Here is a 13,707-nt window from a genome sequence, read left to right as displayed (position 1 = left end):
ACGATATTTTCTTAGACGGAGAAAACACCGATGAATCAGAAATACACTCGCGCATCGAAGATAGTCCCGGCCCTCGGGCTGTGCGTGGCGGCCCTGGCCGTCGCGTTCTCGGGCAGTGTGTCGGCCGCGCCCGACACGACCCGCGTGATCGTCGCCTTCAAACCCGGCTCGGCTGCCAACATCAAGTCTGCCGTCGCGGCCGCCCGGGGCGCGGTCAAGCAGGAAATCTTCAACATGAACGCGATGGCCATCGAAGTGCCGACGGCCGCGCTGCAGGGCCTGCAGCACAATCCGAACGTCGAGTACGTCGAGGAAGACGTGATCCGCAAACCGTTCGCGCTGACGACGCCGTCGACCGGCGTACCGTACACGGCCGGCCAGCTGGTCCCGTACGGCATCAAGCAGGTGCAGGCCGACCAGTTGTCCGATGCGAACACGAGCAACCGCAAGATCTGCATCATCGACTCGGGCGTCGATTTCAGCCATGAAGACCTGAAGGACAACGGCGCCAACGTCACCGGCGAATACGATGCCGGCACCGGCTGGTGGTACACCGACGAAACCCACCACGGCACCCACGTGTTCGGCACCATCGCGGGCGTGAACAACGGCCTGGGTGTCGTCGGCGTGAACCCGAACAAGCAGCTCAAGCTGCACATCGTGAAAGTGTTCGGCAAGGACGGCGCGTGGACCTACTCGTCGACCCTGGCCAACGCCGCCAACAAGTGCGGCGCGGCGGGCGCGAACGTCATCACGATGTCGCTGGGCGGCGGCGCCAAGAGCATGACCGAACAGCGCGCCTTCGACAGCCTGCAGACCAAGGGCGTCCTCTCGATCGCGGCGGCGGGCAACGACGGCAATTCGACGACGTCGTACCCGGCCGGCTACGCCAGCGTGATGTCGGTGGCGGCCGTGGACGAAAACAAGGTCGTCGCCTCGTTCTCGCAATACAACAAGGACGTCGAGATCGCCGGTCCGGGCGTGGCCGTGCTGTCGACCGTCCCGATGGGCACCGGCGTCGATACCGCCCTGACGGTCGGCTCGACGAACTACGCCTCGTCGGCGATGGAAGGCTCGCCCGTCAAGACCGCGACGGCGCCGCTGGCCGACTTCGGCATCGGCGACACCGTCAACTCGTCCGTTTCCGGCAAGGTCTGCCTGATCCAGCGCGGCACCGTCGACTTCGCGACCAAGGTCGCCAACTGCCAGAACAGCGGCGGCGTCGGCGCGATCGTCTACAACAACGTGGCGGGCGCATTCGGCGGTACGCTGGGCACGACCGTCACGACGATCCCGTCGCTGACCGCCTCCGACACGGACGGCGCCGCGATGAAGGCCCAGCTGGGCCAGAGCGCGACGGTGGCCGTGAAGGCATCGAACTATGCCTACTTCGACGGCACCTCGATGGCCACGCCGCACGTGTCGGCCGTCGCCGCACTGGTGTGGAGCTACTTCCCGACCTGCACGGGCGCCCAGATCCGCACGTCGCTGGACAACAGCGCGCTCGACCTGGGCACGGCCGGCCGCGACACCAAGTACGGCTACGGTCTGGTGCAGGCCAAGGCGGCGTACGATCGCATCAAGTCGCTGGGCTGCGGTAAATAATCCGTCGTTTTGCGGCACGAGGAAGGGGCGCCACGAGCGCCCCTTTTCATTTACAGCCGCGTAAAGCATCTATAATGGTCGTTTTCGCATTTTCAGCCCATACAGCCTATACAGCCACATCATGGAATTAGCCAAGTCTTTCGAGCCAGTCGACATCGAACAATTCTGGCGCACGGAATGGGAACAGCGCGGTTACTTCGCCGCGTCGATGGACGACGGCAAGCCGTCGTTCAGCATCCAGCTGCCGCCGCCGAACGTGACGGGCACCCTGCACATGGGCCACGCCTTCAACCAGACCGTCATGGATGGCCTGACCCGCTACTACCGCATGCGTGGCTTCAACACGGCGTGGATCCCGGGCACCGACCACGCCGGCATCGCCACCCAGATCGTCGTGGAGCGCCAGCTCGACGCGCAAAAGATCTCGCGCCATGACCTGGGCCGCGAAGCCTTCGTCGAGAAGGTCTGGGAGTGGAAGGAAAAGTCGGGCAGCACGATCACGGGCCAGATGCGCCGCCTGGGCGCCTCGGCCGACTGGAACCGCGAATACTTCACGATGGACGAGCCGCGCTCGAAGACCGTCACCGAAGTGTTCGTGCGCCTGTTCGAACAGGGCCTGATCTACCGCGGCAAGCGCCTCGTCAACTGGGACCCGGTGCTGGGCACTGCGGTCTCCGACCTCGAAGTGGTATCGGAAGAAGAAGACGGCTCGATGTGGTACATCCAGTACCCGCTGGCGGACGGCAGCGGCCACCTGACGGTCGCGACGACGCGTCCGGAGACGATGCTGGGCGACGTCGCCGTCGCCGTCGACCCGACCGACGAACGCTACACGCACCTGCACGGCAAGATGCTCAAGCTGCCGCTCGTCGGCCGCGAGATCCCCGTCATCGCCGACAGCTACGTGGATAAAGCGTTCGGCACCGGCTGCGTGAAGATCACGCCGGCGCACGACTTCAACGACTACGCGGTCGGCCAGCGCCATAACCTGCCGATGCCGTCGATCATGACGCTCATTGCTACGATCACGGACGACGCGCCGGAAGCCTACCGCGGCCTGGACCGCTTCGAAGCGCGCAAGAAGATCGTCGCCGACCTCGAAGCGCAAGGCCTGCTGGAACAGGTCAAGCCGCACAAGCTGCAGGTGCCGCGCGGCGACCGCACGGGCGTCGTCATCGAGCCGATGCTGACGGACCAGTGGTTCGTCGCGATGAGCAAGCCGGCGCCGGAAGGCACGCACAATCCGGGCAAGTCGATCACCGACGTGGCGCTGGAAAAGGTCGCGAGCGGCGAGGTCAAGTTCGTCCCGGAGAACTGGACGACCACGTACAACCAGTGGCTGAACAACATCCAGGACTGGTGCATCTCGCGCCAGCTGTGGTGGGGCCACCGCATCCCGGCCTGGTACGGTCCGAACGGCGAAGTCGTCGTCGCCCGCAACGAGGAAGAAGCGCAGCAGAAGGCGGCGGCGGCCGGCGTCCAGGGCGAACTGAAACGCGACGACGACGTGCTGGACACGTGGTTCTCGTCCGCGCTCGTCCCGTTCTCGACGGTCGGCTGGCCGGAGCAGACGAAGGACATGGAGATGTTCCTGCCCTCCTCCGTGCTCGTCACCGGCTTCGACATCATCTTCTTCTGGGTCGCGCGCATGGTCATGATGACGGCGCACTTCACCGGCAAGGTCCCGTTCAAGACCGTGTACGTGCACGGCCTCGTGCGCGATTCGTCGGGCCAGAAGATGTCGAAATCGAAGGGCAACACGCTCGACCCGATCGACCTGATCGACGGCATCGACGTGGAATCGCTCGTCGCCAAGCGCACGACGGGCCTGATGAATCCGAAAGCCGCCGAGAAGATCGCCAAGGCGACGCGCAAGGAATTCCCGGACGGGATCCCTGCATTCGGCACGGACGCCGTGCGCTTCACGATGGCGAGCTACGCGTCCCTCGGCCGCAACATCAACTTCGACCTGGGCCGCTGCGAAGGCTACCGCAACTTCTGCAACAAGCTGTGGAACGCCACCCGCTTCGTGCTGATGAACACCGAGGGTAAAGACTGCGGCAAGCCGGACGCCGCCGACTACTCGCAGGCCGACCGCTGGATCATCTCGCGCCTGAACCGCGTCGAGCTGGACGTGGCGAAGGGCTTCGAGGATTACCGCTTCGACAACATCGCCAATTCGATTTACAGCTTCGTCTGGGACGAGTACTGCGACTGGTACCTGGAGCTGGCCAAGGTGCAGGTCCAGCAGGGCACGGAAGCGCAGCAGCGCGCCACCCGCCACACCCTGCTGCGCGTGCTGGAAGTCGTGCTGCGCCTCGCGCATCCGATCATCCCGTTCGTCACCGAAGCGCTGTGGCAGGCCGTCGCGCCGCTGGCCGGCAAAACCGGCGACACGATCATGCTGCAGCCGTACCCGATCGCCGACGAGTCGTTGATCGACGCGGATGCGGAAAGCTGGATGGACCAGTTCAAGAAGGTCACCGACGCGACCCGCAACCTGCGCGGCGAAATGAAGCTGTCGCCTTCCGTGCGCGTGCCGCTGATCGTCGAGCCGGCGAACGATGCCGACCGCGCGGCCGCACAAGGCTTCGCGCCTTACGTCGCGCTGCTGGCCAAGCTGTCGGAAGTGCAGATCGTCGATGCGCTGCCGGATTCGCCGGCCGCCGTCGCCATCGTCGGCACGACCAAGCTGATGCTGAAGGTGGAGATCGACGTCGCCGCCGAACGCGAGCGCCTGAAAAAGGAGATCGTGCGCATCGAAGGCGAGATCGCCAAGGCGAATGGCAAGCTGTCCAGCGAAAGCTTCGTCGCCCGCGCACCGGCGGCCGTCGTCGCGCAGGAACGCGAGCGCCTGGACAACTTCAGCGCCACGCTGGCCAAGCTGAACGAGCAGTTCGCCAAGCTGCCGCCGGCCTGATGCCGTAGACGCCCCAATGAACGACGCGCCGGCTCGACACCGGCGCGTTTTTTTTTATCGGATCACGCCCATGACGACTGCCCACTTCGCACAACTGGCCGCCTACAACGAATGGATGAACCGGAAGCTGTACGGCGCGGCCGCCGCGCTGCCGGCGGAGCGCCTGCATGAAGACCGGGGCGCGTTCTTCGGGTCGGTCTTCGGCACGCTGAACCACCTCGTGATCGCGGACCTCATCTGGTTCAAGCGCATCGCGGCCGGCGTGCCGGGCCTGGCATCGCTGCAGTGCCTGGACGAGCTGCCCCGTCCCACCTCGCTGGACCACCGGCTGTGCGCGACGCTGCCCGAGCTGGACGCGCTGCGCGTGCAGCTGGACGCGGCCATCAGCGCCTTCTGCGCGGAGGTGCGGGACGCGCGCCTGGACGGCGCGCTCACGTGGACCTCCATGAAAGGGATCGCCAGCACCAAGCGCCTGGGCGACGTGCTGCTGCACGTGTTCAACCACCAGACGCATCACCGGGGCCAGGCCACGACGCTGTTCTCGCAGATGGGCATCGACGTCGGTCCGACGGACATCCTCCTGCTGTTGCCGGACGTGGCTTGACGCGGTTACGCGGCGGCCTATTGAGGCTCGCCGCATGACCCGCGCTGGCCTACGCCATCAAAACGTTTCCCACGCCTCGTCCTCCACCGCGGTTGTCCGCTTCGCGGCGGATGGCGCACCCGCGCTCGCCGCGCCGGTCGCTCGCCGCGCGGGCGCGGACAGTGCGCGCACCGGGGCGTCCGGCTTCGTTCCCGGGCTCGTGACGGACGCACGATGACGTTGACGCTGGCCCGGCACCTCGTCCAGCACGAACACGTCCACGACGCCGCTCAGCGCACCGACCTGGTCCAGCAGCGACGTGGCGGCGGCAGTGGCTTCCTCGACCAGGGCCACGTTCTGCTGCGTGATCGAATCCATCTGTCCGATCGCCTCGTTGATCTGGTCGAGCCCGGAAGTCTGTTCCTGGCTCGCCTGGGTGATTTCGCCCATGATGTCCGTCACGCGCTGGATGCCGCTGACGATCTCTTTCATCGTGACACCGGCCTCGTCGACCAGGCGCGCGCCGCTGTCGACCTTGCTCACGGAATCGCCGATCAGTTGTTTGATTTCCTTCGCGGCGCCGGCCGAGCGCTGGGCCAGGTTGCGCACCTCGGACGCGACGACCGCGAAGCCACGGCCCTGCTCGCCGGCCCGGGCCGCCTCCACCGCCGCGTTCAGCGCGAGGATATTGGTCTGGAACGCGATCCCGTCGATGACGCCGATGATGTCCACGATCTTGCGCGAGGACTCGTTGATCGAACCCATCGTGTCCACCACTTGTGCCACGAGGCCGCCGCCGCGCACCGCCACCTCCGACGCCGATACCGCCAACTGATTGGCCTGGCGCGCGTTGTCGGCGTTCTGGCGTACCGTGCCGGTCAGCTCTTCCATCGACGCGGCGGTCTGTTCCAGCGAACTGGCCTGGCCGCAAGTACGTTCCGACAGGTCCATGTTGCCGGCCGCGATCTGGGTGGAGGCGCTGGAAATGGTGTGGGTACTGGTGCGCACTTCCGCCACGATACCGGCCAGGTTGGCTTTCATTTGGGACAGGGCCGCCAGCAGGGTGCCGATTTCGTTGTTGCCACGCGCCTCGATCCGTCCGGTCAGGTCGCCCGCGGCAACGCGGGACGCGATGGCGGTTGCTTCGCCAAGCGGCGCCGAGATCCCACGGATCATCGCCGCGCCCACGGCGACGCCGACCAGCGCGGCCAGCAACAGCACGCCGCCCGCCAGATACGCGGTGTGGCGCAGGCTGTCGGCGACGTCCGCCTCGTTGGTGGCCGCGCGCGCCTCGGACGCGTGCGTGAGCGCCGCCATGGCTTCGTCACCGATCCGGTACGACGGATTGATCTTCTTGATCAGGATTGTTTCCGCACCGTCCCAGTCACCCGCCCGGATCGCGTCGGACGCCGCCTTGATATGCGCCACGCCCAGATTATCGCTCTTGGCGAACCATTCCTCGGCCAGGCGCTTTTCCTCGCCATTGCGGATTGACCCACTGTACTTCGTCCACTTGTCGGTCGTGGCGTTCGACAGGGCATCGATCTGCGTGAAATGCACGGTCAGCGGGTGGTCATGCAGCTGCGACCAGGACAGCGTCGGGTTATGCTGCAAGGCCTGGAGGATCTGGCTGCGCGCCAGCTCCATGTCGAGGCGGATCGACTTTTGGTCGTAAGCGCTTTTCTGGTCCGCCAGGATCACGTGGCGGATCAGGCCTACCGACCGGTCCGCGCCGTACAAGCCCATGACGCCAATCACCAGCATCAGCGCGACGAGCAAGCTCAATGCCGTCACGACGAGCGTCTTAATCTTCATATTATTTAACATTTTCATTCCTCGGCGTTCTCAATCGTTTAGCGCGCGGCACGATACGCCATCGAAGCGGCGGCTGTTGAAAAACTGGTGGATGGACGAGCGCAGCTCCTCCACCTCGTCAAATTCGACGTACGTCACGTCGACCAGGTCCTCGAGTTCGCGGATCAGGGTCGTCTTGATCGGTGCGCCTTTCCACACAAGGAACAGCACCGGGGTGCGCCGTCCCTTGAAGATGTGGTAACTCAGTTCGAAGGCACTGCTTTCGCTCATGCCGACGCGGATGTTGATCATCACGTCTGCGTGGTCCAGCAATCCCAGGCGGTGGTTGCGGAAGTTCCGGGGCGTGAACGGCATGTGCTGCTCGCGTTCGAAGGAGTGCTTGAACGTGAGAGCGCTTTCGGCCTGCGTGCCGGTCAGGTAATCGAACGCATACGGTGCCCCGTTGGCGCTGTCGATCAGGTGCATGATGTCGCTGATCATGCGCTGCTGCCGCGCGTCCGATTCGGTGAACGGCTGGCGGATGAACACCTTCAGCGGCTCGGCACCCGTCACGCGCTTGCGCTCGTGCCGGCGGCGCTCGGGAATCGTGGCCGCCGCGGCCGCCAGGTCGGCCTCGGTCGGCGCCGGGCGGCCGCGCGCGGACGGCGTCGCGGGGGTCTCGCCGTGCAGCGTATGCAAGGAATACAGGCCATAGTTGTCGATGTGGCGGATTCCCTCCAGCGCCGCTTCGGCGCCGGCGATGGTCGTATAGCACGGTGCACCGCATGCCAGCGCGGCCACGCGCAGCGCGCTCGACGCGTAGATGGCGGCGCGCTTCTCGTCCACGGTCAACACGACCAGCGCGATCTCGCGGGCGTGCATCAGATCGAGCGCCTCGGCGTCGTCCACGGTCACGACTGGAATGTCGGCCGCCGCGATCACGGTCGCGGTGACGTGGCTGGCGCACAGCGTGAAACCGGCCGCGTGCAACTGACGGGCCAGCGCCGCGGCGCGCGCCTGGTCGCCGCGCTTGACGCGCATGAAGACCCGGCCTGCGCGCGGCAGGCGTACGTTGGCCGCCAGTTGCGCCTTGTAGAACGCTTCGCCGAACGTGGCCCCCACGCCCATCACTTCGCCGGTCGATTTCATTTCCGGGCCGAGGATGGTATCGACGCCGGGGAATTTCGCGAACGGGAACACGGATTCCTTGACGCAGAAGCGGGACGGGACGGCTTCCGCCGTCACGCCCTGGCTCGCCAGCGACTGCCCCGCCATGCAGCGCGCGGCGATCTTGGCCAGCTGCAGTCCCGTCGCCTTCGACACGAACGGCACCGTGCGCGAGGCGCGCGGGTTCACTTCCAGGACGTAGACATGGTCGCGCAGCCTGCCGTCCACCTTGACCTGCTGGATCGCGAACTGCACGTTCATCAAGCCGACGACGTTCAGGCCGCGCGCCATCCGGGAGGTCTGGCGCTTGAGTTCCGCGATCGTCTCCGGCGCCAGCGAATACGGCGGCAGCGAACAGGCCGAATCGCCGGAATGGATGCCCGCCTGCTCGATATGTTCCATCACGCCGCCGATCACGACGTCAGTGCCGTCCGCGACGCAGTCGACGTCGCACTCGATGGCGTCGTTCAGGAAGCGGTCCAGCAACACCGGCGAATCATGCGACACCTTGACGGCTTCGCGCATGTAGCGTTCGAGGTCGGCCTGCTCATGCACGATCTCCATCGCCCGCCCGCCCAACACGTACGATGGGCGCACCACCAGCGGATAGCCGATTTCCTCCGCCATGCGCACGGCCTCGAGCTCGGTACGCGCGGTCCGGTTCAGCGGCTGGCGCAGCTCCAGCCTGTTCAGCAGCTGCTGGAAGCGCTCGCGGTCTTCGGCCGCGTCGATCATGTCGGGCGACGTGCCGATGATCGGCACGCCGTTGGCCTCCAGCGCCAGTGCCAGCTTCAGCGGCGTCTGCCCGCCGTACTGGACGATCACGCCTTCCGGCTTTTCCAGAGCAACGATTTCCAGCACGTCTTCCAGGGTAAGCGATTCGAAGTACAGGCGATCCGACGTATCGTAGTCGGTCGAGACGGTCTCCGGATTGCAGTTGACCATGATGGTCTCGTAACCGTCTTCGCGCAGCGCCATGGCGGCATGGACGCAGCAGTAGTCGAATTCGATACCCTGGCCGATGCGGTTCGGGCCGCCGCCCAGCACCACGATCTTGCGCTTGTCGCTGGGTTCCGCTTCGCACTCGTCGTCGTAGGTCGAATACAGGTACGCGGTGCGGGTGGCGAATTCGGCGGCGCAGGTATCGACGCGCTTGTACACGGGGCGCACGCCCAACTGGTGGCGGCGCGCCCGGACCTCGTCCTCGTGGGTCTTCAGCAGCGCCGCCAGGCGGCGATCCGAGAAACCCTGTTGCTTCAACCTGCGCAGGATGGGTTCGTCCAGGGCGCCGAGGCGCTGGGTCTCCAGCCACAGTTCGACCTCGACCAGGTCCTGGATCTGCGCCAGGAACCACGGATCGATGCGCGACAGACGATGCACGTCGTCCAGCGAATACCCCTGGGCGAACGCGTCGCCCACGAACCAGATTCGCTCCGGACCGGGCGCCGCGAGTTCCGCCTCGATCACCTCGGGGTACGATCGCCTGCGCCGCAGCCCATCGACGCCGATATCCAGGCCGCGCAACGCCTTCTGGAACGACTCCTGGAAGGTACGGCCCATCGCCATCACTTCGCCCACGGATTTCATCTGTGTGGTCAGGCTTGTGTCGGCACCGGGGAATTTTTCGAAAGCGAAGCGCGGAATCTTGGTGACGACGTAATCGATAGCCGGCTCGAACGAGGCCGGGGTCGCGCCGCCGGTGATCTCGTTGCGCAGTTCATCGAGCGTGAAGCCGACGGCCAGCTTGGCCGCCACGCGGGCGATCGGAAAGCCGGTGGCCTTGGAAGCGAGCGCCGACGAACGCGACACGCGCGGATTCATCTCGATGACGATCATGCGGCCATCGGCCGGGTTGACCGCGAACTGCACGTTCGAGCCGCCCGTGTCGACGCCGATCTCGCGCAGCACGGCGAGCGACGCGTTGCGCATGATCTGGTATTCCTTGTCCGTCAAGGTCTGCGCCGGCGCGACGGTGATCGAGTCGCCCGTGTGCACGCCCATCGGGTCCAGGTTCTCGATCGAGCAGACGATGATGCAGTTGTCCTTCTTGTCGCGGACGACCTCCATCTCGTATTCCTTCCAGCCGACGAGCGATTCCTCGATCAGCAGTTCGGAGGTAGGCGACAGTTCCAGGCCGCGCGCGCAGATGGCGTTGAATTCGCGCGCGTCGTGCGCGATGCCGCCGCCGCTTCCTCCCATCGTGAACGACGGGCGGATGATGACGGGGAAGCCCAGCTTGGTCTGCTCGGCCCAGGCCTCGGCCATGTTGTGGGCCACGCCCGAACGGGCCGAGCCCAGGCCGATCTTCGTCATCGCCTCCTTGAACCGGGAGCGATCCTCGGCCTTGTCGATGGCGTCCGGCGTCGCGCCGATCAGTTCCACGCCGTGCTCGGCCAGCACGCCGTGGCGATGCAGGTCGAGCGCGCAGTTGAGCGCCGTCTGGCCGCCCATCGTGGGCAGGACGGCATCCGGTCTTTCGGTGGCGATGATGCGCGCCACGACTTCCCACTGGATCGGCTCGATGTACGTGACGTCGGCCATGTCCGGGTCGGTCATGATCGTGGCGGGATTGCTGTTGACCAGGATGACCTTGTAGCCCTCCTCGCGCAAGGCCTTGCAGGCCTGGGCGCCCGAGTAGTCGAATTCGCACGCCTGGCCGATCACGATCGGACCGGCGCCGATGATCAGGATGCTTTTGATATCGGTGCGCTTAGGCATGAGATGCCTCCATCAGCGAGATGAAACGATCGAAAAGAGTGCCCAGGTCGTGCGGACCGGGCGAGGCCTCGGGGTGGCCCTGGAAACAGAAGGCCGGCCTGTCGGTACGCTCGAAGCCCTGCAGCGAACCGTCGAACAGCGACACGTGGGTCACGCGGCAATTGGCCGGCAAGGTGGCCGCGTCGACCGCAAAACCATGGTTCTGCGACGTGATCATGACCCGGCCGCTGGCCAGGTCCTGCACGGGGTGATTGGCGCCGTGGTGGCCGAACTTCATCTTGACGGTCTGCGCGCCCGAAGCGAGCGCCATGATCTGGTGGCCGAGGCAGATGCCGAAGGTCGGCACGCCCCGCTCGATGATGTCGCGCGACGCGGCGATCGCATAGTCGCACGGGGCCGGATCGCCGGGGCCGTTCGACAGGAACACGCCGTCCGGAGCGAGCGCCAATACCTCCGCGGCACCGGTTTGCGCCGGCACCACCGTCACGCGGCAGCCGCGTTGGGCCAGCATGCGCAGGATGTTGGCCTTGATGCCGAAGTCGTACGCGACCACGTGGAAACGCGGCGCATCCTGGACGCCATGACCCGCGCCAAGGCGCCATTCCGTCGCGCGCCACTCGTAGCGCTCGCGGATACTGGCGAGCTTGGCCAGGTCCATGCCCCCCAGGCCTTCGAAGCCGCGGGCCAGCGCGACCGTTTCGTCGGCGGACAAGCCGACGGCGATGGCGCCGTTCTGCGCTCCCTTGCTGCGCAGGATGCGCGTGAGCTTGCGGGTATCGATGCCGGCGATGGCGACCACGCCCTGGGCCTTCAGGTAATCCGAGAGTGCCTGGGTTGCGCGAAAATTCGATGCCAGCAGCGGCAGATCCTTGATGACCAGGCCCGCGGCGTGAACCCGCGCCGCGGGACCATTGGACGATTCACCGTCTTCCGGATTGACGCCGGTGTTGCCGATGTGCGGATAGGTCAGCGTGACGACCTGGCGCATGTAGCTGGGATCGGTCAAGATTTCCTGGTAGCCAGTCATCGCGGTGTTGAAGACGACCTCGCCAGTGGTGTGACCGGTTGCGCCGATGCCATGTCCGGGAAAGATGCTGCCGTCCGCGAGGGCGAGTATCGCCCGGGTTTCCGTACCCGGCGCTCGGTCGAGAGGGTGTTTCATGGAGACTCCTCGCAATACGATGTAGTGAAGCGCGCAATGGAACACCCGCTGCGCATATGTAGCCTGATGCCAGTTTCCTGCTTTGCAGAAACGACGAGAATCGGAACAGTAGCGCACTTTTTTTAGTGCCGCACGGAAATTTTTTTGTGAAACGAAAAAAACGACACTTCGCCTATCGATTTACAAGTGTCATTACGGAACCGTCCGTGCCCGATGTGACAATGTGAGTCAATGCAGCGCACGCGCTTCGCTATACTCGTCCGGACTTCGTCCATCGAGAGGTCCCATGAAACGCCTGATTCCGCTGTTGTTCGCCTTTGCATGGCATGTGTCCGCCCATGCGGCCGATCCCCTGCCAGCCCACGTCGCCGGCAGCTGGGGCTCCGCGCAAACCGTCATGTACCTGCAGGCCGACGGCGATGGCCTGATGGCTGGCGCCGCACCGCCGGCCACGGGGGCAGACAACGCGCGCCCCATCATTGGCTTCCCGGTTCGCGCGGCGCTGGACGGCGACACGCTGCGGCTGCGGCCCTACCTGCCGAAAGGCGCGCCGGCGACGGACGTCGCGATGACCTGCCGCTACGACGCGTCCGCGCCCTCCTTCACGTGCACGGGCCCGGACAAGACGCCGTTCGTCCTGCACCGCCTCGGCGCGACACTGCCGCCCGAAGCCACCTCGACGATTGCCGGCCTGAAAGCCCGGCAAAACGGCTCCTGAGGCCAGGCTGTCGTTTACCGAACGACCGTGCAGTTTGTTACACTGGCAGAGCACGCAACCAATATTCCAACAGGAGACACAATGCGCCCTCTCGCCCACGCCGCCATCCTTACGTTTGCCGCCGCTCTTGCCGCCCCGCTCGCCTGGGCCCAGGACGCCTCGCCCGTCGGGCTGTGGAAGACCATCGACGATGCCTCCGGCAAGCCGACCGCCCTGATCCGCATCACGGAAACCCAGGGCGAACTGCAGGGCAAGATCGAAAAGCTGTTCCGCACGCCGGAAGAGGACCAGAACCCGAAATGCACGCTGTGCCAGGGCGCGCGCAAGGACCAGCCGATCGTCGGCATGACCATCGTGTCGGGCCTGCGCAAGAACGGCGACGAGTACACGGGCGGCGAGATCCTCGACCCGAAGAACGGCAAGGTCTACAAGAGCAAGCTGAGCATCCACGAAGGCGGCAAGAAGCTCGAAGTGCGTGGCTATGTGGGCGTGCCGATGTTCGGGCGGTCGCAGGTCTGGCTGCGCCAGGAATAACGACATTTGTATTTACAACAGTGCGTGTCCTGCGCGCCACGGCCGATGCCGGTATGCTAATCTGGTGAATGTTTCGTTCAACCAATTGGCATTCACATGATCTTCCTGCGGCTCCTGTCGTTCCTGATCGGCATTGTCATCCCCATGGCGCTGCCGCTCGTGCTCTCCGATGTCGGCACCCGCGGCATGCCCGGCTGGCCCGTGCTGGGCGGCCTGTTCGGCATGAGCCTCGTCTCCGGCAGCTTCCTGTACATCGCCCTGCTGGGGTCGCGCATGCGCCGGTCCATCATCCTGCGCATCCTGGGCGGCCTGCTGCTGCTGCTGCCGATGGCCGCCAGCGTTGCCGTCATGCTGACGCGTACCCAGGAAGAGATGCTGGTGGCCGGCGGCGCGCTGCTCGCGGCCTCCGTGCTGATGTTCATCAGCTTCGTCTTTCCGGGCTTCCCTGAAAGCCAGCGTCCCATGCGCAAGCGCGACCGCCAGGAGCCGGCGCTGCCCTGACGTGA

Annotated in this window: 9 protein-coding genes; 6 read left to right on the top strand and 3 right to left on the bottom strand. The window is 65.5% G+C overall.

Annotated features, from left to right (window positions below):
- Positions 1–30: 30 nt before the first annotated feature.
- The 3 genes from ASD28_RS00640 to ASD28_RS00630 all read left to right on the top strand — a co-directional run bounded on the left by ASD28_RS00640 (position 31) and on the right by ASD28_RS00630 (position 5,129).
- A complete protein-coding gene (locus tag ASD28_RS00640; protein ID WP_056122398.1) occupies positions 31–1,605 on the top strand; it encodes a S8 family serine peptidase in 1,575 nt (524 codons plus the stop codon).
- A 121-nt stretch (positions 1,606–1,726) separates the two neighbouring features.
- Complete coding sequence (locus ASD28_RS00635) at positions 1,727–4,525, top strand: valine--tRNA ligase (RefSeq protein ID WP_056122395.1); 2,799 nt, start codon at positions 1,727–1,729, stop codon at positions 4,523–4,525.
- A gap of 70 nt (positions 4,526–4,595) precedes the next feature.
- Positions 4,596–5,129, top strand: a complete 534-nt coding sequence (locus ASD28_RS00630; protein WP_056122392.1) for a DinB family protein — start codon at positions 4,596–4,598, stop codon at positions 5,127–5,129.
- A gap of 57 nt (positions 5,130–5,186) precedes the next feature.
- Here the strand turns inward: ASD28_RS00630 and ASD28_RS33130 are convergent, their stop codons facing one another.
- Genes ASD28_RS33130 through carA form a run of 3 tightly spaced genes read right to left on the bottom strand, consistent with a single transcriptional unit; the run spans position 5,187 to position 11,949 of the window.
- Entirely contained in the window at positions 5,187–6,923 is a 1,737-nt protein-coding gene (locus ASD28_RS33130) for a methyl-accepting chemotaxis protein (protein ID WP_307166637.1), read from the bottom strand.
- 30 nt (positions 6,924–6,953) lie between these two features.
- Positions 6,954–10,787, bottom strand: a complete 3,834-nt coding sequence (gene carB / locus ASD28_RS00620; RefSeq protein WP_056122390.1) for a carbamoyl-phosphate synthase large subunit — start codon at positions 10,785–10,787, stop codon at positions 6,954–6,956.
- A complete protein-coding gene (carA, locus tag ASD28_RS00615; RefSeq protein ID WP_056122387.1) occupies positions 10,780–11,949 on the bottom strand; it encodes a glutamine-hydrolyzing carbamoyl-phosphate synthase small subunit in 1,170 nt (389 codons plus the stop codon). Before carA ends, carB begins: the two co-directional genes overlap by 8 nt.
- Positions 11,950–12,235: 286 nt before the next feature.
- On the opposite strand from carA, the gene ASD28_RS00610 reads away from it, so the two are divergent.
- From ASD28_RS00610 to ASD28_RS00600, 3 genes are all read left to right on the top strand, one after another.
- A complete protein-coding gene (locus ASD28_RS00610; RefSeq protein WP_056122384.1) occupies positions 12,236–12,667 on the top strand; it encodes a hypothetical protein in 432 nt (143 codons plus the stop codon).
- A gap of 81 nt (positions 12,668–12,748) precedes the next feature.
- On the top strand, positions 12,749–13,201 hold the full coding sequence (locus ASD28_RS00605) for a DUF2147 domain-containing protein (protein WP_056122381.1): 453 nt from the start codon (positions 12,749–12,751) through the stop codon (positions 13,199–13,201).
- A gap of 96 nt (positions 13,202–13,297) precedes the next feature.
- Positions 13,298–13,702, top strand: a complete 405-nt coding sequence (locus ASD28_RS00600; RefSeq protein ID WP_056122378.1) for a hypothetical protein — start codon at positions 13,298–13,300, stop codon at positions 13,700–13,702.
- The last annotated feature ends 5 nt before the right edge of the window (positions 13,703–13,707 follow it).

The sequence above is a fragment of the Massilia sp. Root133 genome, assembly GCF_001426525.1.
Lineage (GTDB): Bacteria > Pseudomonadota > Gammaproteobacteria > Burkholderiales > Burkholderiaceae_D > Telluria > Telluria orientalis.
The sequence above is the reverse complement of the archived record's forward strand: the minus strand, read 5'-3'. Positions and strand labels throughout refer to the sequence as shown.